General features: G+C 69.7%; 15 protein-coding genes and 1 pseudogene. 10 read left to right on the top strand and 6 right to left on the bottom strand.

Going from position 1 to position 22287, the window contains the following annotated elements:
• Nucleotides 1–32 precede the first annotated feature (32 nt).
• Nucleotides 33–2144: a LamG domain-containing protein gene (locus ACZ5VQ_RS00795; protein WP_469103549.1), complete on the bottom strand. Its 2112-nt coding sequence runs from the start codon at nt 2142–2144 to the stop codon at nt 33–35.
• Between the two features lie 235 nt (nt 2145–2379).
• Here ACZ5VQ_RS00795 and ACZ5VQ_RS00790 point away from each other — a divergent pair, with 235 nt between their 5' ends.
• From ACZ5VQ_RS00790 to ACZ5VQ_RS00780, 3 genes are all read left to right on the top strand, one after another.
• Nucleotides 2380–3183, top strand: coding sequence for an alanyl-tRNA editing protein (locus ACZ5VQ_RS00790; RefSeq protein WP_469103019.1), 804 nt, complete (start codon nt 2380–2382; stop codon nt 3181–3183).
• Nucleotides 3180–3755, top strand: coding sequence for a helix-turn-helix domain-containing protein (locus ACZ5VQ_RS00785; RefSeq protein WP_469103018.1), 576 nt, complete (start codon nt 3180–3182; stop codon nt 3753–3755). Before ACZ5VQ_RS00790 ends, ACZ5VQ_RS00785 begins: the two co-directional genes overlap by 4 nt.
• 106 nt (nt 3756–3861) lie before the next feature.
• Nucleotides 3862–4923 carry a threonine aldolase family protein gene (locus ACZ5VQ_RS00780; protein ID WP_469103017.1) on the top strand — a complete coding sequence of 354 codons (1062 nt, stop codon included), beginning with the start codon at nt 3862–3864 and terminating at the stop codon, nt 4921–4923.
• Nucleotides 4924–4965: 42 nt separating this feature from the next.
• Here ACZ5VQ_RS00780 and ACZ5VQ_RS00775 read toward each other — a convergent pair.
• Nucleotides 4966–5571: pseudogene (locus ACZ5VQ_RS00775) on the bottom strand (2-oxo acid dehydrogenase subunit E2); the annotation flags it as partial.
• Between the two features lie 542 nt (nt 5572–6113).
• On the bottom strand, nt 6114–9407 hold the full coding sequence (locus ACZ5VQ_RS00770) for a GH92 family glycosyl hydrolase (protein WP_469103016.1): 3294 nt from the start codon (nt 9405–9407) through the stop codon (nt 6114–6116).
• A gap of 255 nt (nt 9408–9662) precedes the next feature.
• Here ACZ5VQ_RS00770 and ACZ5VQ_RS00765 point away from each other — a divergent pair, with 255 nt between their 5' ends.
• Nucleotides 9663–10679, top strand: a complete 1017-nt coding sequence (locus tag ACZ5VQ_RS00765; protein ID WP_469103015.1) for a phage baseplate protein — start codon at nt 9663–9665, stop codon at nt 10677–10679.
• Nucleotides 10680–10818: 139 nt separating this feature from the next.
• Nucleotides 10819–11433, top strand: a complete 615-nt coding sequence (locus ACZ5VQ_RS00760) for a VOC family protein (RefSeq protein WP_362069939.1) — start codon at nt 10819–10821, stop codon at nt 11431–11433.
• Nucleotides 11434–11528: 95 nt separating this feature from the next.
• Here ACZ5VQ_RS00760 and nhaA read toward each other — a convergent pair whose 3' ends face one another.
• The gene (gene nhaA, locus ACZ5VQ_RS00755) at nt 11529–13427 is read right to left on the bottom strand and encodes a Na+/H+ antiporter NhaA (RefSeq protein WP_469103548.1); all 1899 of its coding nucleotides are present in this window, start codon (nt 13425–13427) and stop codon (nt 11529–11531) included.
• Between the two features lie 96 nt (nt 13428–13523).
• Nucleotides 13524–14312, bottom strand: a complete 789-nt coding sequence (locus tag ACZ5VQ_RS00750) for an SAM-dependent methyltransferase (protein ID WP_469103014.1) — start codon at nt 14310–14312, stop codon at nt 13524–13526.
• 471 nt (nt 14313–14783) lie between these two features.
• On the opposite strand from ACZ5VQ_RS00750, the gene ACZ5VQ_RS00745 reads away from it, so the two are divergent.
• The 3 genes from ACZ5VQ_RS00745 to ACZ5VQ_RS00735 all read left to right on the top strand — a co-directional run bounded on the left by ACZ5VQ_RS00745 (nt 14784) and on the right by ACZ5VQ_RS00735 (nt 18195).
• Entirely contained in the window at nt 14784–15983 is a 1200-nt protein-coding gene (locus ACZ5VQ_RS00745) for an NAD(P)/FAD-dependent oxidoreductase (RefSeq protein WP_469103547.1), read from the top strand.
• Between the two features lie 151 nt (nt 15984–16134).
• Nucleotides 16135–17031, top strand: coding sequence for an RNA polymerase sigma-70 factor (locus tag ACZ5VQ_RS00740; protein ID WP_469103013.1), 897 nt, complete (start codon nt 16135–16137; stop codon nt 17029–17031).
• A gap of 120 nt (nt 17032–17151) precedes the next feature.
• Nucleotides 17152–18195, top strand: coding sequence for an isopenicillin N synthase family dioxygenase (locus ACZ5VQ_RS00735; RefSeq protein ID WP_469103012.1), 1044 nt, complete (start codon nt 17152–17154; stop codon nt 18193–18195).
• 77 nt (nt 18196–18272) lie between these two features.
• Here ACZ5VQ_RS00735 and ACZ5VQ_RS00730 read toward each other — a convergent pair whose 3' ends face one another.
• Nucleotides 18273–19613, bottom strand: a complete 1341-nt coding sequence (locus ACZ5VQ_RS00730) for a glycoside hydrolase family protein (protein ID WP_469103011.1) — start codon at nt 19611–19613, stop codon at nt 18273–18275.
• A 181-nt stretch (nt 19614–19794) separates the two neighbouring features.
• Between ACZ5VQ_RS00730 and ACZ5VQ_RS00725 the strand changes: the two genes are divergently transcribed.
• Together ACZ5VQ_RS00725 and ACZ5VQ_RS00720 are read left to right on the top strand one after the other, a co-directional pair.
• Complete coding sequence (locus tag ACZ5VQ_RS00725) at nt 19795–20814, top strand: LacI family DNA-binding transcriptional regulator (RefSeq protein WP_469103010.1); 1020 nt, start codon at nt 19795–19797, stop codon at nt 20812–20814.
• Between the two features lie 75 nt (nt 20815–20889).
• A complete protein-coding gene (locus tag ACZ5VQ_RS00720; RefSeq protein WP_469103009.1) occupies nt 20890–22230 on the top strand; it encodes an ABC transporter substrate-binding protein in 1341 nt (446 codons plus the stop codon).
• Nucleotides 22231–22287 lie beyond the last annotated feature (57 nt).

The following is a 22287-nucleotide window of genomic DNA, read 5'->3' as shown; positions in this document are numbered from 1 at the left end:
GAGGTCGGAGATCAGGGGTCAGGGGTCAGGGGTCAGCACAGACAAGGATCCGTGCCCCACCCAAGGCCGCGGATGTCCCCGTCCCTCAGCGCGCCGGAGTAGGCCTGTACCTCGTCCACGTCGCCATGCAGGTACTCGCCCCAGCCGTCAGCGGCCTTGGCCCGGCCGATCTGGAGGGCACCGGTGCTGTTCCAGCCGTTGGGCAGGGTCGCGGTCGCCTGGGCGTTGGTGTAGCCGTCGAGGTAGAGCTTGATCGTGTCGGTCGCGTCGTCGTAGACCACGGCGAGGCGATGTCCCTGGCCCTCGCCCCCGTCCGCGCCCTCGATCTGGGACACCACCTTCTCCGGGGCTCCGGCCTCGTCCTTCTCCGGCATCACCAGCTGCCAGGTGTGCGTGGCCGGCTCGTAGCGCACCTTGAAGGCGTTGGTGTGGTCACCGGCCTGCGAGAGCACGGTCATCGGGTGGGCGGGCTCGGAGTCCGCGAGGCGTACGACGACACCGAGCGTGAAACTGTCCCCGGTGTCCACGACGGGACCGTCGGCAGCGGCAAACCCGTTCTCGCCGTCCAGACGCAGATGCCCGTCGCCGACGAGCGGCGGCGGCACGTAGGTGCAGTCGGGATCGAGGTCAGGAATGCAGGAACTGCCGGAGCCCCGGTAGATCGAAGCCCCCGTGCCGAGCCGCAGGGGCACGCCGTCCGACTGCTCGGGACTCACGCCGTCCGTCGCGTTCTCCAGCGACCAGTGGCCGAGCAGCTTCGGCTTGCGGTACGCCAGTTCGGCTGCCTCGTCCGGCACCACGACCCGGTCGTGAACCTGTACGTCACCGATGTCCCCCTGCCACCGGTCCCGATAGCCGGCCGTCCCGCGGGCGCGCCCGATCTGGAAAGCGCCGGCCGCCTCGGCCGGAGCCGCGTCCGCCGTCGTCCCGACCTCGTGGCCGTTGACGTACAACTGTGCCTTTGCGGTCTCTGCGTCGTACAGACCCAGCACATGGGCCCACTCGCCGGTCTCGGGAGCGCCGCCTGACACCCGCGCGCCGCCGACCGAGAACGACCAGGCGGCACCGGAGTCCTGACGGCGCAGCCCCAGGCCGAAGCCGGGAGCCCCGTCGGCGTCCTGGCTGGCGACGGTCATGTTCCGGCCGAGTCCGGCGGGCCGTACCCACGCACTCACCGCGAAGGTCTTGCGGATGTCGGTCGCCGGGGCGTCCGGGGTGAGGAAAGCGTGGCCGCTGCCGTCGAGACCGACCGTGGCGGAGGTGTTGGTGCCCGAGGGCACCGGGCCGCCGAAGGTCACCCCGGTGCCGGCACGGGCGTCGGTGCCGGTCTCGGCGGCGGCCGAGCGGGAACCTGCCGCGTCGTCCAGTTTCCAGCGGGCCACGGGAGCACGGCCGGCCTTCACGTTGAACTCGTACCGGGACTCCCCGCTGCTCCGGCCCGACCGGTCGATCGCGCGGACCGTCAGCGCCTTGGGCCCCGAAGTGAGTGGCAGGTACGGAATGGTCACGGCCGCGCCGGGACGCTCCGCGGAAACGGTCCCGTAGGGGCCGCCCATGAAGCCGTACGTGTACGACACCACGTCGTCGGAGGGCGAGTCCATGGTGAAGTGGCCGTAGACGCCCACTCCGTCCACCCAGAACACGTCCTCGGGGTTGGGGTATTCGGGAGAGGTGATCGTTGCCTTCGCAGGGCTCACGTCGTCGTACACGAACGAGCAGACCGAGCCGTCGCCCTCGTCGCTCCACGCGGAGGTCGCCTTGCCGTCGTTCGCGCGGACGTGCCAGGAGACGACGGTGTTCGCCGGGATGTCGCCCGGCAACGTCCAGTAGTGGTGCGACCCGGACGACAGGGTGATGCTGGTGTAGCTGCGCCGCTGTTCCACTCCTGACGCGTCCGTCCACCAGGCTTCGAACTCGCCGTTGACCGGGCTGGATTCGGAGGGCTGGTTGTCCTCCTCCGGGTCGTACAGCACCGCATCGAGCCTGGGCGGCGCCGAAACGTACGGCGTGTCGTCGCCGGTCGCGCAGGCCTTGCTTCCCGACTTGAGATCCTGGGCGAGCGGCTGCTTCGGCGGCAGGTTGTCCACCGCGTACGCCGTCCCGGTGGCCGTGACCAGCAGCGCCACCGCGCAGCTCCCCACCACCGTCCGTCTGCGTCTGCCCGTCCTTCTGAACCTGGTCAAGTGTCCCTCCCCTGTGAGCATTTGAGGCTCGTTGATCACACGAGCGCCTGAAGCTAACAGAGAGCACTGACAAGCACCGACAGGGTTTTCCCTCACCGGCACCATCCCGCTCGCAGCGTCGCTGACTCGATCAGGGTTGTTCAGTAAAACGAACGATAGGTTCACCAGGTCCGGCGTCGTTCGGTATAGTGAACACATGGTTCACTCAATCGAGGCCCTTGGGGTAGGCGCACAGGTCGGCGCCTACCTCGATGACACCTACCTGGAGCTGGTCGATACGCGGGTGATCGCGGTCGGAGAGAGGGACGGGACGCCATGGGCGGCCGTCGAGCACTGCCTGTTTCATCCGCAGGGCGGGGGCCAGCCCGCCGACCGGGGGTGGCTGGAGGACATGGAGATCATCCCGGTCCGGGATCGTGAGTCGGGGCTGGTCGTGGCGATGGCACCCGAGAGCGGCAGGCCTGAGAGCGGCAGCCTTCCGGGTCTCACCGAGGGACAGAAGGTGCGGGCCCGGATCGACCTTCGGGCCCGGACAGCTCACGCCGCACTGCATACGGCCGGACACCTCGTCGAAGCGGTCGGGCGGATGCAGGGGTGGGAGATGGTCGCCAGTAACCATTTCCCCGGTCAGGCACGCATCGAGTTCCAGGCACCGCGGACGGACACACGGCTGGCCGACCCGGAAGGGCGGGAGGAGGTGACCGCTGTGCTGCGCGCCGCCGTGGCGGGCGCGGTCGCCGACGATCTGCCGGTCTTCGCACGGTGCCTCGCCGACGGGCGGCGCGAGGTGCACCTGGGCTCGCTGCACTCCGCGCCGTGCGGGGGTACGCACGTTCGCAGCCTCGGCGACCTGGCCGAAGCGGTGCTGCCGACGCTCAAGGTCAAGAAGGGCCGCATCCGCGTGTCCTACACCGCGACACATGTGTCGTACACCGCGGCACACGGGTCGTACGCCGCACCTCATGTGTCGGGCACCGCAACGGACAGGAGCCACCGATGACGCCCTCGCAGTCCGGCCGCCAGCCGGTGAGCAGTACCGCCGCCGCGGTCGGCGCGAAGATCCGCCTGCGCCGTCAGCAGCGCGGTATGAGCGCCGCGGAGATGGCCCGGCGCGCCGGGCTGAGCAAGGCCACGCTGTCGCAGCTGGAGGCCGGCAACGGCAATCCCACGATCGACACCCTGGACGCGATCGCCATCGCCCTGCGCATCCCGATCGCCGACCTGCTGGCGCGCGACGCCGACACCGGGCCGGTGTTCCGGCCGGGCACGGACGCCGAACCGGGCGAGGTCTCCCGGGAACTGCTGCGCCGCATCAGCAGCGGCAACAGCCTGGAGATCTGGCGGCTGCGCATTCCGCCCGAGACGGAGCTGCCCGGTGTCCCGCACGCCACCGGCACGATCGAGCACCTGCTCATCGCCACCGGGCACGTCACCGCCGGTCCCGTCGACGCCCCGCAGGACTTGGGCCCCGGCGACATGCTCGCCTTCGCCGGGGACGCCCCGCACTTCTACCGCACCGGCGCCGAGGAAGTGGACGTCACCGTCGTCTTCGCCTCGCCCATCAGCACCTGAGACCGAGCACTTGAGCCCCCGGCACTTGAGCCCCCGGCACTTGCGGCTCCAGCACTTGAGACGCCACGCCTGAGACCTCAGTACTTGAGACCAAGGAAGACCGCTCATGAGCACCACCATCGCCATTACCCCCTCCAGCCGTGCCTTCAGCAGTGACAACATGGCCGGGGCATCCCCGCGGATAGCCCAGGCCGTCGCCGACGCCGCCGCCGGACAGGTCCTGCCGTACGGCAACGACCCCTACACCGACAGCGCCCGCCGCAGGCTCGGCGAGATCTTCGAGCGGGACGTCGATGTCTTCCCGGTCTCCACCGGGTCCGCCGCCAACGGCCTGAGCCTGGCCGCCCTCACCCCGCCGTGGGGCAGCGTGCTCTCGCACCCCGAAAGCCACATCAACACCGACGAGTGCGGCGCCCCGGAGTTCTTCACCAACGGCGCCAAGCTCGTCGGTGTGCCGGGTCCCGACAGCAAGATCGACCCCGATGCGTTGCAGGCGGCGGTGCGCCGTCGGGCCGGTGACGTGCACAGCGTGCAGCCGTCCGCGGTGAGCATCAGCCAGGCCACGGAGAGTGGCAGCGTCTACACCCTGGAGGAGATCCGCCGTCTGTCCGCCATCGCCAAGGACGCGGGACTGCGCGTCCACATGGACGGCGCGCGCTTCGCCAACGCCCTGGAGCATCTCGGCGTCACCCCGGCCGAGATGACCTGGAAGGCCGGCATCGACGTGCTGTCCTTCGGCGCCACCAAGAACGGCGCGATGACCGCCGACGCCATCGTCTCCTTCGACCCTGCACTCGCCGCCGAGCTCGCCTTCCGCGCCAAGCGCGCCGGCCAGCTCGCCTCCAAGATGCGCTTCCACACGGCCCAGATCGACGCGTACCTCACCGACGGCCTGTGGCTGCACAACGCCCGCCAGGCCAACGCGATGGCCACCCGGCTCGGCGACGGCCTCAAGGCCATCCCCGGTGCCGGCCTGCTGGCCACACCGCAGGCCAACATCCTGTTCTGCCGCCTGCCCCAGCAGGTCACCGAAGGACTCCTCGCCGAGGGCTACGCGTTCTACCACGACCGCTGGGAACCGGGGATCGTCCGGTTCGTCACCGCCTTCTCACACAGCGCCGACGACATCGACCAACTCCTCGACGCGGTCCGCCGTCACACACGCTGACTGAAGGCCAACCACGAGTACGTCCAGTGCGCTCATGCCGCCTCAGAGCATCGCCAGCCCGGGGTCGTGCAGGAAGGCGGCCAGGTCGGCCAGTAGCTGGGAGCCCTGCTGGCCGTCGACGAGCCGATGGTCGAAGGAGAGTGCCAGCTGAGTGACCCACCGGGGCTCGATCGTCTCGGTCCCCGACGCGTCGGTCACCACCCAGGGGGTACGGCGGATGGCGCCCACGGCGAGGATGGCCGCCTCACCCGGGTTGAGGATCGGGGTTCCTGTGTCCACGCCGAACACGCCGACGTTCGTGATGGTGATGGTCCCGTCCATCATCGACTGGGGTGTTGTCCTGCCCTCGCGGGCTGTGCCGGTGAGCGCTGCGAGTGCTTCGGCGAGTTCACGCAGCGACATCCGGTCGGCCTGCTTGATGTTGGGGACGATGAGCCCTCGCCCGGTCGCGGCGGCGATGCCCAGGTTCACGTAGTGCTTGAGCACGATCTCCTGCGCCGGCTCGTCCCAACTGGCGTTCGCCTCAGGGGTGTTGCGCAAGGCAAGCAGGAGTGCCCGGGCCACGAACAGCAGCGGTGTGACGCGCAGATCACGGAACTCGCGGCGGGCGGCCACCGTGTCACGGAGCCGCATGGTCGCCGTGACGTCGCCCTACGGATGCACCCAGGATCGGCTGAGCGACACACGAGGTCAACCCAAGAGGCCATTTTATTTGCCCGATAGGCAAACAGCTCGGCGAGCAAAAGCACCTCCGGCGCGCGCCACGGGATCTACCTTGCCCTCGGCGCGCACTGGAGGTGTGCTGGATCGCTGACCAGCCACTTCATGGTGGAAAGGGCGCCATGCCCACCAGCTCGGCAGTGCGTGACGCCGCCGTTGGAAGCGGCGCTGCTGTCCACGAACGGCGCATACGTCCACCCGGTCACGGTCAGCTCAAGCCCGTTGAGGTGGTTGTAGCGCTCATAGACGGTGAGGTACCAACGGTTACCTGGGCCGAGGTTCTCGCCGGTGTTCCAGCAGGTGGCGAGGAGTACATCCCCGGACCAGAGGTCCGGAACCCCCGACCGTACCGGAGGCCAGGCTGCGGCCGTTGAAGACGGAAGCGCCCCGCCTCCGCTCCGGCCGACAGGCCGGAGCGGAGGCGGATGGGGGCTGAGGGCGGCTACCGACGGCTGCCTCCGCGAGGCCGCCTACGACAGCGTGATTGCGTACACCTCGATCCGCGGATCGTCCGGCAGCGTCAACGAGCGCATCTCCTTGGCGTTGTTCAGCTCGACGGAACTGCCGAACAGTCGCACCGGCGGCCCGTCGACGCCCTGGCCGGCCTTGATCCGGTGGGGCATGTCGAGGACGACGGTGGTGCCGTCGGGGGCCTGGCCGGCCCAGTCGCCGACCTTGAGCGGGACCTCGGAGCTGCTGCCGTCGGTGTACCGGACGGTCAGCGCGGTCGTCACCGGCCCGTTGTGCGATGCCGCCACCAGGCGCAGGGTGCCGTGGCTGCGGGCGGGCAGCAACAGCGTCTGGCCGTGGGCCTCGACGAAGTTCGCCGCGGTCCCGGTCGGATCCGGTGCCTCGTACGTCACGCCGTCCCAGGTGACAGGCCCGGCGGCCGGAAGGAGACCGGCGTCGTAACTCCAGCCGGATCCGTCGAAGTCACCCTGGCCGGGATTGTCCGTGGTGGCCGTCCCGTCGTGCGCCATGTCCCCACTCAGGTCCACCGCGCACTGCTTGCCCGTGGCTGTCGCACACTTCGCGGCGGGGCGTACCTCGACGGTGGCTTCCCGGGTGACCCGTCCCGCTCCGTCGGCCTCGACCGTGAAGCGCACCGGGTAGGAACCGGCGGCGGTGCCGGGAGGCACGGTCACCTTCACGGACACCGTCTTCTGTACGGGCAGGTGCTGGGACCGGATTCGCAGCGGAGAGTGCGGAGTTGTCGTCACCCGCCAGCCGGTGGGCGCCTGAGCCGTCACCGACGCCCGCAGCTCACCAGGGGCCTGGCCGAGGACGTCCAGGGTCAGGTGGGCCGTCTGAGCGGTGTCGCCGGCCGGGACGACGTCGGAGGAGCTCCGCAGGGACGCGTCCAGGTGCCGACGGCCGTCGGCGTCCGCCTGGTTGACCGACGGCGGCTGGGCACCCGCACCGGTACCCCAGCCCGACGGCGTCGTACCGAGCCGATGGACCAGAGTGCCGCCGTGCGAGACCTTGTCCCAGTCCAGCCAGGTGCGCTTCACGTCCCGGCCGTCCAACGACACCCGCTGTACGTACCGGTTGGTGTCGCTCGCCCCCGGCGCCTTGATCGTCAGTGTGCCGCCCTGCCGCTTCCCGTACCGGCCGATCGTGATGGCCGCCGAGTCGAACTGCGGACTGGACAGCGCCATGAAGTCGCCGCCACTCATCGTCGGGTAGAGGCCGAGTGAGGAGAACACGTACCAGGCCGACATGGTGCCCAGGTCGTCGTTGCCGGTCATGCCGTCGGGCCCGTTGGTGAACAGCGTCATCGCGGCGCGCACCACGGTCGCCGTCTTCGCCGGCGCGCCGGCCCACAGATACATGTAGGGCGCGTGGAGATCGGGCTCGTTGTTCGGGTTGTAGGTCGGCTTGCCGTAGTAGTCGTACGGCTGGGAGATCCAGTCCTTGCGCGCCGTGCCCGCCGGGTCGGTGAGCAGCTTGTCGTAGGCGAAGAAGGAGTCGAGCCGCTTCTCCGTGGCCTTCCGGCCGCCCATCAGATCGACGAGACCGGCGGGGTCCTGCGGCACGAGCCACTGGTACTGGTACGCGCCGCCCTCGTGGAACTGGTGGCCCGCTTCGACCGGATCGTACGGAGTCACCCACGTCCCCGCCGTCGTGCGGGGCCGGAACTGGCCGATCGAGGAGTCCCACAGGTTGCGGTACCACTGGCCGCGGGCCGCGAACATCCGTGCGTCGGAGCCGTGCCCGAGCCCCTTGGCCATCAGGGCCAGTGACGCGTCCGCCGCCGAGTACTCCAGGGTCGCCGAAGCCGGGTGGGTGCAGTCGTTGTCGCCGCCCTTGTCCGCGCAGTCCTTCTTCAGCTGCAGGCCGGAGGGCACGTAGCCGCGCTTGCTGTACTGGTCCACGGCGGAGCGGCCGTTGTACGGGGAGTCGGCGGGCGGGGTACTGGTCGCGTTCTTCTTCAGCAGCGCGTAGGCCTCGTCCTCGTGCCCGGCCAGCATGCCCTTCGACCACGCCTCGACGAGGAACGGCGTCACGGGGTCACCGGTCATGATGTTTGTCTCGCTGTTGGCGAGGGCCCACCGGGGCAGCCACCCGCCGTCCTTGCCGATCGCGAGGACCGACAGCGCGACATCCCGGGCGACGCGTGGCTCCAGCATCTCCAGCAGCTGGTTCTGCGGCCGGTAGGTGTCCCAGAGTGACAGGTTCTGATACGGAGTGAAGTCGGAGGCGGCGTGCACCGCGCCGTCGAACCCCGTGTAGCGGCCGTCGACGTCACCGGCCAGGTTCGGGTGCAACTGGGCGTGGTAGAGCGCGGAGTAGAACACCTTCCGCCGGTCCTCGGAGCCTCCGCCGATCTTGATCGAGGAGAGCTGCTTCTCCCAGGTGGCGCGCAGCTCGGCGCGCGTGGCGTCGAAGTCGTACGAGTCCCCGGTCTCCTCCGCGAGGTTCTTCCGGGCGCCGTCCATGCCGGTGTACGACAGGCCCACCTTCACGACGGCGTCCCGGTCGTCGGTCGCGTCGAAGGTCACCCAGGCGCCGTTGCTGCCCTCTCCCTCGGCATCTCGCGTGCCCGGCTCGGGTGTTGAACCGCGCCAGGTGCCGTGATCCTTGAAGGGCCGGTCGAAGCTGGCGGTGAAGTAGACGGTGTGCTTGTCCTTCCCGGCACAGAACCCTCCGGCACGCACCCGCCCCTCCACCGTGCGGTCCCCGACCACGTGCACCTCGGAGTCGAACACGTTCTGGTTGGCCTTGCCGGTGTTGAACAGCACGTTCGCCGAGCCGGTGGACGGGAAGGTGTACCGCTGCCAGCCGGTGCGCTGTGTGGCGGTCAGTTCGGCCTCGATGTCGTACGTCGACAGCCCCACCCGGTAGTAGCCGGGGGTGGCCTCCTCGTCGTCGTGCGAGAACTTGGAGCGGTACGTGTCCGGGTTCACGCTGTCGACCGCGCCGGTGGTCGGCATGATGGGCAGTTCTCCGGAGACACCGCAGCCGACCCCGGAGAGGTGGGTCTGGCTGAACCCGTGGATCTTGTCCTGCTGATAGTCGTATCCGCCCTGACCACCGGTGTCCGGGCTGACCTGGACCATGCCGAAGGGGGCGGCGGCCCCGGGGAAGGTGTTCCCGAAGTTCTGGGTGCCGATGAAGGGATTCACCAGTGCGGCGGGGTCGGAAACCGGCTCCGTGGCGGCCGCGACGGGCGGAAGTGCACCCCCGAACAGCAGGCCTGGAATGAGCAAGCTGACGCCCACAGCGATGGCGCGGGCCGTTATCCGTCTGACGGACAGCCGCATCGGGCAGACCTCCTTGACAACGTTGTCTCGGCCTGGACAGAACGAGAACGTGTCATGCCGACCGGATCGCTGTCAATGGCCCAAACACCGCCCGCACGCAGTTGAGTTCGCCGACGTCGACGCCCGTGCGGGACCGGGACGTCGTGCGTGTCCTCGGCGACGCGGCTCGTGCCCCGCGTGGCGGGGGAAACTCCCGGTGTCGCATCGACTCGTTTGCTTGAATGGGTGGATCAGCCATCCAGTACCTGGAGACACATGCACCCGATACGTTCGAACGACCGTGGTCTCAGTCGGCGGCGGCTGCTGGGGGCCGGCGGGGGTATGGCCACCGCGGCCCTGCTCGGAGCCGGAGCCACTCTGCTCGGTGCCGGCCCCGCGCATGCCGTGGTGGACGACTCGCCGCGGTTCAAGCTGGACGGGGACGGCGACAATCCCGTCAAGAGGAAGTCCCTGCACGCCAACTGGGTCATGCAGTCGTTCGCGTACGACAACGTCAACCAGCACATCTACTTCGCCCAGACCAACTCGGCGAACACGGACCCCGACCACGTCGGAGACCTGTGGATCACCAAGACGGACCTGTCCGGCAACGAGCTCGGTGCGATGGCGCTGCACAACTTCGGTCACGGGGTCTCGATCGGTGTGGAGCCCTATCAGGGCGATGTCCATCTGTGGACCGAGTGGTGGAGCAGCGCCTCCGGCTTCGGCACCAAGGTGGGACGGTTCAAGTTCGTCAACGGGGCCACGCTGGAGCTGACCAGCACCGCGGTCCAGGACCGCACACCGTCGATCGCCGACACCATGGTCAATCCGCAGCCCGCGATCGATCCGTCCACCGACCGGCTGTGGGTGCGCTACAAGGTGGCCGCGGACATGCCGCGCATCGTCGGCTTCAGCATGAGCGACGCCCGCGCGGGACGGCTGACCGAGGATCCGGACCGCCGGCTGGCCGAACGGGCCCTGCCGTCCCGGGGGGACTGGGGGACCGCCAACCCCTTCCAGGGCTTCGCCGTCTACGGGCGCTACGCATACCTCCTGGAGGGTGCGGCGAACGGCCCCTCGTACATCTCGGTCATCGACCTGAACGGCAGCGGACAGTCCACCGTCGTGGACCGGTGGGAGACGACGGCCGGTGCGTCGCTGCCCGGCCGTGAACCGCAGGGCATGGCGATCTGGCTGGCGTCCGGCGCGGCACGGCTGGCCTTCGGCTTCCACTCGAACACCGACGGCGTACGGCAGTCCAGCGTCTTCTACAAGAACCAGTTCGTGTAGGCAGCTGCTCAGGCAGCGGGCGTTGAGAAGCCGGAGGCCCGGAAGGCGCCGCAGCTCCGGGCCCCGGCAACACGCGGGTGGCAATACCGGTCAGGATTGAAGAAGCGCCGGTCACCGAGTCGCAGCTAGCGTGAATCTCATGACTTCCATCGAATTCCTCACCCTTGAGGTGGCCGACCCCACGGCCGCCGAGCGTTTCTACACGGAGGCCTTCGGCCTGGGCAAAGAAGTACGTCTGCGGGCCTCGGAGGAGCCGACGTCCGGCTTCCGCGGGTTCACGGTGTCCCTCGTGGTCTCCCAGCCGTCGATCGTCGACGGTTTCTTCGGCGCGGCTCTGGCCGCCGGCGCCACCGCGCTGAAGCCCGCCAAGAAGTCGTTGTGGGGCTACGGCGGCGTCGTACAGGCCCCGGACGGGACGATCTGGCAGCTCGCAAGCTCGTCGAAGAAGGACACCGGCCCGGACAGCCGGGACATCGATGAGATCGTTGTCCTGTTGGGCGTCTCGGACATGGCCGCGACCAAGAGGTTCTACGTCGACCGCGGCCTCACGGTCGCGAAGAGCTTCGGCAGCAAGTACGTCGAGTTCGACGGTTCGTCCAGTCCCATCAAGCTGTCGCTGTACGGGCGCCGCGGCCTGGCCAAGGTCGCCGGAGTCCCGCCGGAGGGCAGCGGCTCCCACCGTCTGACCATCGGCGGCGGCACCGAGACCTTCACCGACCCCGACGGCTTCTTGTGGGCGCCCGCGGAGGCATGAGGCCCCGTCCGACGGAACCGCGGAGGCGAGGCACGACGTGTGCTCGCTCCGCCTCGACCCGTCGGCCCGCTGGACGACCGTCGCGGAACCGGACGTCAGTTCTCGTGACCCGCTCCCGTGAGAGCTGCTCGTGCCCGTGCGGCGCGTACGGCCGCGGACAGGGTGGCGATGTCGTAGGCGCCGTGGTGGCGACGGCCGTTGACGAAGAACGTGGGGGTGCCGGACACCCCGCTGAGGTCGGCGGACTCCACGTCGGCGGCAACATGGGCGGCGCCCGTACCGGCTCTGAGGTCGGCGCGGAAGCGGTCGAGGTCGAGACCGATCTCCTCGGCGTAGCGGAGCAGATCCCTGGGCCGCAGCTCTCCCTGATGACGCATCATCTGCTCGTGCATCTCCCAGTAGCCGTTCTGGCGGGCGGCGGCTTCGGCGGCTTCCGCGGCGAGCTGGGCACCTGGGTGCACGTCGGTGAGCGGCAGATGCCGCCATACGTAGCGCACGTCCCCGAAGTCGGCGAGCAGCTCGCGCACCACGGGCTCGGCCAACCCGCAGTAGGGGCACTCGAAGTCCCCGTACTCAAGGAGCGTCACGGGTGCGTCCACGGGGCCGCGTACGTGGTCGCGGGCCATGTCGACAGGATCGCTGAGGTCGACGATCGCCCGGCCGGTGCCGAGAAGGGCACGCGCACGGGAGTGTCGAGGAAGGGCGCCGATCACTCCGGTGACCAGCCAGGTGAGGAGGAAGGCGCAGAGGACGGCGCCGAGGATTCCGATTTTCGCCTGCTCCAGCTCGTCCCCGTCGAAGGCGATGGTGGCGATCAGCAAGGACACGGTGAAGCCCACCCCGGCGAGGGTGCCGCCGGCCGTGATGGCGCCCCAGCCGACCGGTGGGTGCAGGCGCCCTGCGCTGAGGCGTGTCGTGAGCCAGGTCGCGCCGATGATGCCGAGCGGCTTGCCGAGGACGTAGCCGAAGAGGATGCCGAGAGTGACCGGCGAAGTGAAGGCATCGGCCAACTGGTCGGCGCTGAGAGTGATGCCCGCGTTGGCGAGGGCGAACAGCGGCACGATCACATAGCTCGTCCAAGGGTGCAGCATCCGCTGGAGACGGTCGTTGGGGGAGAGCGTCGAGGCGATCTGGCGTCGCACCGAGCGCTCGAGTTCGGGGGTCGGCTGTTCACGGAAGCGTCTGAACAGCCTGCTGGCCCGTTCCAGGTCTTTGCGCTCCGCCGGGCGGGCATAGGTCAGCAGACCCATCGCGAGGCCGGTCACCACCGGGTCCACCCCGGACTTCAGGAGTGCCACCCAGATCGCCGCGCCCAGGATCGCGTACAGGGAAGGGAATCGCATACCGAGGGTGCGTCGCACCAGCAGGACGACGGCGAAGAGCGCGAGCGCGGTCAGCAGCGCGGGCAGGGAGACGGCTTCGCTGTAGGCGAAGGCGATGACGGCCAGGGCCAGGAAGTCGTCGACGACGGCAACGGTGAGGATGAAGACCCGAAGGCTGCCGGGCAGCCGGGTCCCGAAGACGGCGAGCATGCCGAGCGCGAAGGCCGTGTCCGTCGACATGGCGGCACCCCAGCCGTGCACGGAGTCCTCGCCCGCGTTGACGGACAGGTAGATCGCGACGGGCACCAGCATGCCGCTGAGCCCGGCGAGCAGCGGCAGGGTGATCCGTCGGCGTTCCCGCAGCTCGCCCATGTCGAACTCACGGCGTGCCTCAAGGCCGACGACGAAGAAGAACAACGTCATCAGCCCGCTGTTCAGCCACTCGCGCAGGTCCAGCGACACATCGCCCGATCCGATACGGACCGACAACTCGGTTCCCCACAGCGCCTCGTACGAACCGGCGGCGATGTTGGCCCAGACGAGGGCGGCGAGGGCGCCGACGAGCAGCACCGAGGCACTGCCGGTCTCCGTCCGCAGGAAGACACTCAGGGGACCGCGCGTGTCCTGGCCGCAGAGGGTCTGTCCCGACGGGGGTGAGGTCTCAGGTGGCACGGTCACCCCACAAGTCTGACCCCACTCAGGATTGGGCACCTGGCGAAGCCGGGACTGCCGCGACCGCCGACGCTGTCAGTGGGGAGACCCCGCGGTTCACGAAGTGCGGGCCACTCCCACGTAGATGCCGCTGCCTTCGGCTTCCTGCTCCTTGCCCGAGGGAAGCCACTCCGTCGCGGTGACCAGACCGGGCGGAACGAGGTCGAGGCCGTCGAAGAAGCGCTCCACCTCGGCACGGGTACGGAAGCCGAGCCGGATCCCGCCCTTGGCGTACTCGGCGGTGACCTGTGCGGCGAGTTCCGGATAGAGGTCGGAGGCGGCGTGCGAAAGCACCAGATAGCTGCCCGGCGGCAGAGTGGCGACCAGATCGCGGACGATGGTGTGCGCGTCCTGTTCGTCGGGGACGAAATGCATCAGCGCGATCAGCGACAGCGCGATCGGGCGGCCGAAGTCCAGGATGCGCCGGGCATGCTCGACGATCCCCTGCGGCTGCCGGACATCGGCCTCGATGTAGTCGGTGACTCCTCCGGGCAGGCTGACCAGCAATGCCTCGGCATGACGCAGGACGATCGGGTCGTTGTCGGCGTAGACGACCTTCGCCGTCGGCACGATGCGCTGAACGACCTGATGGAGGTTGGGCTCGGTGGGGATTCCCGTCCCGATGTCCAGGAACTGGTCAATGCCCTGCGTGGCGAGCCAGGCGGCCGCCCGGTGCATGAACTGGCGGTTCTGCCGCGCCGCGTCCCTGGCCTCGGGCGGCAGTTTTTCCCCCACGGCCTCGTCGACCGGATAGTTGTCCTTGCCACCCAGCAGCCAGTCGTAGACCCGGGCGGGATGCGCCTTGTCGGTGACGATCTGTGAGAACCGTTGTGGGCCGGTCGGCATGACAACTCCGTTGCGTCCGTCGCTCCAAGTGGCTGGGCCAGGTCGAGTACTCCGTGTGCCCTGGTCGAGTAGATCATGTGCTCCGCGCGAGAGGGAAGAGCGTTCCAGTGCCCTGGTGGCTCGTGGAACTGGGCGCTGGGGCGCCGGATGTGATCGGTGAACTCATCACCGAGGTGGGGCCGTTGTGGCGGGGACCCTGCTCGCACAGCGGGGCCGAACCGTCGCGCCGGGGTCACGGACGCCGAGGGGCAGGTGCCGGTCCCGCCCGTCGGCCCGGCCGGGCAGTTGCGCCGACAGGCCGGGCCCCCGTCGAAGCACTTTCGCAGGTGATGCGGGGCGGCGCGGAGAGCCGCTGCGGCGTCTTCGCCGCGTCCGATGTGCGCTACGTCTCATCCGCGGGCCGTGACACGGGATGCGCGGCCGGTGTCTCCATGCCGAGTCCATCACTCGAGGGAGACACAGGGAGACATGATGAACGGGAATGTTCAGGTGGTCGTGGTCGGCGGCGGGTACGGGGGCGTGACGGCGGCCAATCGCCTGGCTCGGCGCGACGGCGTGTCGGTGACCCTGGTCAACCCACGTCCCGAATTCGTCGAGCGGATCCGTCTGCACCAGCTCGTGACCGGCTCCGACGACGCGGTCGAGAGCTTCGGTGAGGTTCTGGGCGGGAAGGTCCGGCTGGTGGTCGACACCGCGACGCGGATCGACGCTGCCGAGCGCTGGGTGTCGCTGGCGGGCGGCGGCTCGGTCTCGTACGACTACCTGGTCTACGCGGTGGGCAGCGGCGCCGCCGATCCCGGCGTGCCCGGAGCGGCCGAGTTCGCTCATTCGGTGTCGGACATCGAGGGGGCGGAACGGCTGCGGTCCGCGCTGGATGCGGCGCCCGCGGCGGCTCCGCTGACCGTCGTCGGGGCCGGCCCGACCGGCCTGGAGACCGCTGCCGAGCTGGCGGAACAGGGCCGCAGAGTCACCCTGGTCTGCGGCGACGTGCTCGGCCCCTCCCTGCACGCCCGGGTCCGCCGCCCGGTCGCCCGCCGGCTCGCCAGGCTCGGTGTGACCGTCCTCGAAGGTCCCCGTACGCGGGTGACGGAAGTGACACAGGACGCCGTGCAGCTCGACGACGGCCGCGAGCTGCCCAGCGCGGTGACGATCTGGACCGCGGGATTCCGCGTCCCGGACCTGGCCGCCCGCAGCGGGCTGCGCACCGACGCCGCCGGCCGCCTGGTCACCGACACGACGCTGACCAGCGTCGACGACGTACACATCGTCGCCGCCGGGGACGCGGCGGCGATGACGGACCAGTCGTTCCGGATGAGCTGCCAGGCGGCCGTGCAGCTGGGCCCGGCGGCCGCCGCCACGATTCTGCGCCGGATCGCGGGGAAGACACCCGCTCCCGTCCGGATGTTCTTCGCCGGGCAGTGCCTCAGCCTCGGCCGGGACGAGGGCGTCACCCAGTTCTCCTACCCGAACGACAGGGTGAACGCGCTCCACATCGGCGGTCGGCCGGGTGCCGGCGTCAAGGAGATCGCTTGCCGGTTCACCCTCGGCAAGCTGGTGTCCGGGGCACGCAAGGCCGGTTCCCGCGCAGCCCACGGCGACGACACCGATCGCCTGGAGACGCCTCGGCCGGAACACCGCACGACACCGTCCGACACCGGACGCGCGGCCTAGCCGTCAAGCCCTCCTCCTCCTTCGGCCGAACCGAACGGTTCGGCCGAAGGAGGAGGAGGGCTGTAGGCGATAGCCCGTCTTGGGACCGGGTACATATCCACGGCCCGCCTCCGGCAGGTGGGGCCGACCGCGAGAGAGCGAAGCGCACGACATGAACGACCACGTCACCGACCCCGCGACCGAGGCCTTCGTCGCCCACCGCGACCTGCTGTTCACCGTCGCCTACGAGATGCTCGGTTCGGCGGCGGACGCCGAGGACGTCCTCCAGGAGACCTGGCTGCGATGGGTCAAGGCCGATCTGGCGCAGGTGCGGGACCAGCGCGCCTACCTGGTGCGGATCACGACCCGGCAGGCACTGAACCGGCTGCGCACCCTCAAACGGCGCAAGGAGGCCTACGTGGGCCCCTGGCTGCCCGAGCCCCTGCTCACCACGCCGGACGTGGCCGAGGACGTCGAACTGTCCGAGAACCTGTCGCTGGCACTCATGTACATCTTCGAAACCCTCTCACCGACCGAACGCGCCGTCTTCGTACTGCGCGAGGTCTTCGACTTCGGCTACGACGACATCGCGGCCGCGATCGACAAGAGCCCCGCCGCCGCACGCCAGATCGCCTACCGCGCCCGCCGGCACGTCGACGCCCGCCGACCGGGCACACCGGCTTCCCCGGAAGAAGCCCGGGCGGCGTCGGACTCCTTCCGCCGCGCGCTCGAAACCGGTGACCTGCAGGGGCTGCTCGACGTACTCGCCCCGGACGTCGTCTTCGTCAGCGACGGCGGCGGCCTCAAGCTGGCGGCCCTGCGACCGGTCGTCGGCGCCGACAAGGTGCTCCGCTACATGGCCGGCAGCGTCGACAAGGCAGGCGGCACCTTCAGCAGCGAGCCCACGACGGTCAACGGCAACCCCGGCCTCATCCTCCGCCTGGGCGGCGAGATCGACGGCGTGCTGGCCTTCTCGGTGGAGAACACCCGCGTCACCGGCCTCTACTACGTCCGCAACCCCGAAAAGCTCACCCGCATCGAGTCGGAAACCCCGCTCACCTCCCGCTGACCCGCCTCGGCCGCCGCACTCGGGGCCCGACGCGCCCGACCTCACGGCCAGTGACCCTTCGCCCAATGACCCGCAGTCCGAAAGGGACGTAGGACAGTGAATTCTCACATTGCCGCCCCCATGCCCGTGTTCACCGTGCCGACCGTCGACATCTCCCCCTACGCCGGAGACGGTACGGACGAGGAGCGGGGGCATGTGGCACGGCTGATCGATGCTGCGTGTGCCGACGTGGGGTTCATCCAGGTCCTTGGGCACGGCATTCCGCAGAGCGCGCTCGACGGTCTGAAGGGGGCGATGGACGCGTTCTTCGCGCTGCCGCTGGAGGAGAAGAAGGCGTACCGCGTCGACGGCGGCGCCAACCGCGGGTACAGCCCACCGAAGAGCGAGTCGCTCAGCCTGAGCCTGGGCCTTGAGTCGGCCTCACGGATGAACGACTTCTTCGAGGCCTTCAACGTCGGTGTCGAGGCGCGTTCCTTCCCGCCCGAACTCGGCCTTTCCGAGGACGACTTCGGGATCAACGTGTGGCCTGACATCGAGGGGTTCACGCCACGGGTGGAGGCCTACTTCGGTCACGCCTCGCGGGTGGCACGCACGCTGACGCGGATCTTCGCGGACGCCCTCGGCCTGGCACCGGGCTTCTTCGGCGAGCTCACCGGACATTCCATCGACGTGCTCCGGATGAACAACTACGCCCTGCCCGAAGGCACCGTTGACCTGGACGGCGAGCTGATGGGGATGGGCGAGCACACCGACTACGGGATCGTCACCGTGCTGTGGGCCGACCAGGTCCCCGGGCTCCAGGTGCTCGACCGACACGGCACCTGGCACGACGTGGCGCCCGCGGACGGCGCTCTGCTCGTCAACCTCGGTGATCTCACGGCCCGGCTGACCAACGACCGGTGGATGTCGACGCTGCACCGCGTCAAGCCACCCGTCGTCGACGGGGCGATCCTGCGGCGCCGCTCGGCCGCCTTCTTCCATGACGGGAACCCGGAGGCCGTCATCGAGACGCTGCCCGCCCTTCTCGACGCGGACGACGGCCTCGCCTACGAACCGGTCACGGTCCGGGAGCACATCAGGGCCAAGCTGAACGGCTCGCGAATGGGCAAGAAGAACGTGGCCGCGGTCCGCGAGGGCGCACGCGCCCGGGCTGCCACCGAGTGATGTCGTCGGTGCTCGGCGGAGTGAGGTGACGAAGCGGCCGCCCGCAGGATCAAGCGGGCGTCGTGGGTCGTCGTGACTCAGGGTCCGGGCCAGACGGCCGAGGCGTCGTCGCGATGGGGGTCGGGCAGCCGGATCGGGCGTTTGGGGATCGTGCGGCTGTGTCCTTCGGTTACGGCTGTCCACTGGGCGGCGTGCCCGGAGTAGCACAGGGCCGTCAGGGCGAAGACGTTGTCGGCGTACACCTCGACGTATTCGCCGATGGTGAGGATGCGGAGGCTGGCGGCGGGCTCGGTCAGGACGGTCTCGCCGAGCCGGATGCCGCCGGGTCCGGTGACCCAGAGATTCTTGCCGTCGCAGCCGACGGAGAGGGCGGGGCGGCCGTCGTCCGTGGTGTCGCTGCGGAGGGTGATCTCGACGGGCCCGGTGATGCCGATGTCACCGACCGCGTGGAGGGCGGGCCGGTCGGTCTCCTCGCCGAGCCAGGCGTTCAGACCGGTCCACCATTCCAGGCGGGGCGCTGAATCCTCCCGTACGACAAGGGACTTGGGCTGGGCCAGCATGCCGCGGCAGCGGTCCCCCGTGTCGGTGAGGCCGACCTGACGGGGCGTGGTGTGCAGGACCACCCGCGAACCGTCGGGCGCGGCGACGACACGCGGGGCGTACGCGCCGGTCGGGCCGAGAGGGCCGCGGCGGGTCCAGGGGCCGCGCAGACGGGGGGCGGTCCACGCCTCGAAGCCGCGGGTGGCACCGATCGAGCCGAGCAGCAGCCAGCTGCCGTCGTCGAGGCGTTCCAGGACCGGGCACTCCAACTCGTCGACGTCGCCCGGTGAGAGGAGCGGCGGGTGGACCGTCCAGTGCTCCAGGTCGGGGGAGGTGGCCAGCGCCACGCAGCCGCTGACCTCCACCGGCAGTGAGGCGTCGCTCGCGCAGACGGCCATCACCCAGCCCTCGCCCTCGTCGTCGCGTACGACGAACGGGTCGCGCCAGCCCATGCTTTCACCGGTGCGGTACCAGCGCGGGTCCGCCTCGACGACCGGCCCGGTGCCGTGGCGTCGCCAGCCCGTGCCGTCGGTGCGGTCGGAGTACGCGAGGCCGACGGCCTGCAGCGGCCAGCCGTCCGCCGTCAGCCCGCTCACTCCTGTGTAGAACATGGCCATCCCGCCGCCGTGCCGCAGCGGGTGCATGGTCCACACGGCCTGCTGGTCGAAGCGGCCGGGCAGCCCGTTGCCGAAGGCGGTGCCCTGGGGCTGCCAGCGGACCAGATCGGCGGAGGTCGCCCGGCCGTAGGAGGTCTCCATCCGCAAGTGGTCGAACTCCGCCGTCCAGGGCCCCTGCAGGTGCAGCACCGTGTACGTGCCGTCCTCGTCGCGCAGGAGGGCGAAGTCGTTCACGCAGAGGCCGGGCGGGGCGTATCGCATGCACAGTTCCTGTCGGCTCACAGCGCTCAAACGCGTGCGCTGACCATTGACCAAAGCGATATCTCTTGGGAATCGGCCCAAGTAAATATGAACGCAAACGCTTGCGCAACAGCGAGGTCAGGTTTACGGTCACGTCACTCGCAGATCACACCGCCGTGAAATCAACGGGAGGAACTGAGCCGTGACGGCCAGCATCAACGACGTCGCCCGCGCCGCCGGCGTCTCCGCGTCCACCGTGTCCCGCGCCCTGCGCGGCCGGGCGGGCGTCTCCGACGAGGTGCGGGACCGGATCGCGGCCGTCGCCGCACAGCTCGGCTACACCGCCTCCCGCTCCGCCTCCAGCCTGGCCAGCGGCCGCACCTTCACCATCGGGGTCGTCGTCCCGTACGTGGGCCGCTGGTTCTTCGGCACCGTGCTCGACGCGGCGGAGCAGGTGTTCAGCGCCGCCGGGTACGACGTCCTGCTGTACAACCTGGGCACGCCCGAGACGCGCAAGCGCTTCTTCACGAAGCTGCCGGTCCGCAAGCGGGTGGACGCGGTGCTGTCGCTGCTCATCCCCGACGAGGGGGAGTCCGCGGCGCTGCGCTCCCTCGGAGTGCCGCTGGCCAGCACGGTCGGCGGCGCCCGGCCCGGCTTCACCGTGGTCGGCATCGACGACCGGGTCGGCGCGGAGAGCGCCGTACGGCATCTGGTGAACCTCGGCCACCGCCGGATCGGCATGATCAGCGGATCCAGCGGTCCGCTGCACTGGACCACGCCCATCGAGCGCCGCCGGGCGTATCTCGACGTCCTGGCCGAGGCCGGGATCGAGCACGACCCGACCCTGGAGGCGGACGGCGACTACACCCTGGAGGGCGGCGAGCGGGCGATGACCGAGTTGCTGGCCGCCTCCCGGCCGCCGACCGCCGTGTTCGCGCAGTCCGACGAGATGGCGATGGGCGCGCTGCGCGCCCTGCGCCGCCACCGGCTGAAGGTCCCGGACGACGTGTCCGTCGTCGGCTTCGACGACCACGAACTCGCCGACGTGATCGGTCTGACCACCGTCGCCCAGCCGGTCGCGGGCCAGGGCGCCGAGGCCGCCCGGCTGCTCCTGCGCCAGCTGGACGAGCCGGCCGTCGAACACCCCGGCCATGTCCAGATGCCCATCCGCATGGTCCTGCGCGAGACCACCGCCCCGCCCCGACCGCGCGGACCTCAGTAACACCCTCTGAGCCCCCCCCGCGCTTCGAAAGCGCTCCCACACCTCGAACCCACGCCACAGCACGGAGGCACAGACATGAGCTCGACCAACAGAAGGCACCGCCGCACGGCCTGTACGGGCTTGGCCCTGCTCCCTCTCGTCGCACTGGCCGCCTGTGGCGGGGGCAGCGGAACCGACGCCTCGGCGGACGCGGGCAGCGGCAAGGGCACCATCAGCGTCTGGGCCCACCAGGGCCAGAAGAGCGAGGACGCCGCCGTGCAGGCCGCGGTGAAGTCCTTCAACTCCTCGCAGAGCGACATCAAGGTCGAGCTGAAGCTGATACCGGGCAACGACTACACCAAGACCATCACCGCCACCAGCGCCTCCGAGCTGCCGGACGTGATGGAGTTCGACGGCCCGACGATGGCGAACTTCGTCTACAACAAGAAGCTCGCCCCCGTCGACGACTACGTCTCCTCCAAGACGATGGCCAATGCCACCGACGCGAACAAGTCCCAGGGAGCGATCGGCGGCAAGCACTACGGCCTGGGCATGTACGACTCGGGCCTGGGGATCTACGGCAACAAGAAGCTGCTGGACGCGGCCGGGGTCAAGTACCCGACGAGCGTGGACGACGCCTGGACGGCGGACGAGTTCACGGCCGCGCTCAAGGCGCTGAAGGCCAAGGACTCCGACGGCAAGACCCTCGACGTCCAAGAGGGCAACGGCCTGGCCACCGAGTGGGGAACCTACGGCTTCGCCCCCGTCGTCTGGTCGGCCGGCGGTTCGCTGATCAAGGGTGACAAGGCGGAAGGCGCCCTCGACACGCCGGCCGTGGTCTCGGCGCTGAAGACCGTCCAGTCCTGGAAGTCCTACGTCGACCCCAACACCGACGGCAACGCCTTCGCCAAGGACCGCGTCGCCCTGAGCTGGGTCGGCCACTGGATGTACCCCACCTACAGCAAGGCGCTCGGCGACGACCTCGTCGTCCTGCCGCTGCCCGACTTCGGCAACGGTCCCAAGACCGGCCAGGGCTCCTGGGCGTGGGGCATCGGTGCCGACACCAAGAACGCCAAGGCCGCCGGCGCCTTCGTGGACTACCTGCTCAACGACGCCAATGTCACCGCGATGACGACGGCCAACGGCGCCCCGCCCGCCACGAAGACCGCGCTCGCCGCGAGCCCCCTGTACAAGGAGGGCGGCCCGCTCCAGCTCTTCGCCGACCAGCTCGCCAAGCCCTGCGGCGACAGCGACATCACCAAGTCCTGCGTCGCCGTCACCCGCCCGGTGACCGCCGGATACCCCACCATCACCGCCAAGTTCGGCGAGGCCCTCAACTCGATCTACGGCGGAGCCGACCCGAAGAGCGCCCTGGAGAAGGCCGCCCGCGCCATCGACCAGGACTTCTCCGACAACGCCGGCTACAAGATCCCGTAGGACCATCGGCCAGGGGCGGGACGGTATAGACCACGCCCGCCCCCGCCGGGAACAGGA

Source organism: Streptomyces sp. NPDC033178 (assembly GCF_055577685.1).
Note: the sequence above shows the minus strand (reverse complement) of the source record. Positions and strands in the feature narration are given on the sequence as shown.

Bases quoted from the DNA above. Each gene is read 5' to 3' on its own strand.
- ACZ5VQ_RS00780 (WP_469103017.1), top strand. From the start codon at position 3,862: ATGAGCACCACCATCGCCATTACCCCCTCCAGCCGTGCCTTCAGCAGT.
- ACZ5VQ_RS00745 (WP_469103547.1), top strand. From the start codon at position 14,784: ATGAACGGGAATGTTCAGGTGGTCGTGGTCGGCGGCGGGTACGGGGGC.
- ACZ5VQ_RS00770 (WP_469103016.1), bottom strand. From the start codon at position 9,407: ATGCGGCTGTCCGTCAGACGGATAACGGCCCGCGCCATCGCTGTGGGC.
- ACZ5VQ_RS00760 (WP_362069939.1), top strand. From the start codon at position 10,819: ATGACTTCCATCGAATTCCTCACCCTTGAGGTGGCCGACCCCACGGCC.
- ACZ5VQ_RS00720 (WP_469103009.1), top strand. From the start codon at position 20,890: ATGAGCTCGACCAACAGAAGGCACCGCCGCACGGCCTGTACGGGCTTG.
- ACZ5VQ_RS00785 (WP_469103018.1), top strand. From the start codon at position 3,180: ATGACGCCCTCGCAGTCCGGCCGCCAGCCGGTGAGCAGTACCGCCGCC.
- ACZ5VQ_RS00765 (WP_469103015.1), top strand. From the start codon at position 9,663: ATGCACCCGATACGTTCGAACGACCGTGGTCTCAGTCGGCGGCGGCTG.
- ACZ5VQ_RS00730 (WP_469103011.1), bottom strand. From the start codon at position 19,613: ATGCGATACGCCCCGCCCGGCCTCTGCGTGAACGACTTCGCCCTCCTG.
- ACZ5VQ_RS00790 (WP_469103019.1), top strand. From the start codon at position 2,380: ATGGTTCACTCAATCGAGGCCCTTGGGGTAGGCGCACAGGTCGGCGCC.
- ACZ5VQ_RS00735 (WP_469103012.1), top strand. From the start codon at position 17,152: ATGCCCGTGTTCACCGTGCCGACCGTCGACATCTCCCCCTACGCCGGA.
- ACZ5VQ_RS00750 (WP_469103014.1), bottom strand. From the start codon at position 14,312: ATGCCGACCGGCCCACAACGGTTCTCACAGATCGTCACCGACAAGGCG.
- ACZ5VQ_RS00740 (WP_469103013.1), top strand. From the start codon at position 16,135: ATGAACGACCACGTCACCGACCCCGCGACCGAGGCCTTCGTCGCCCAC.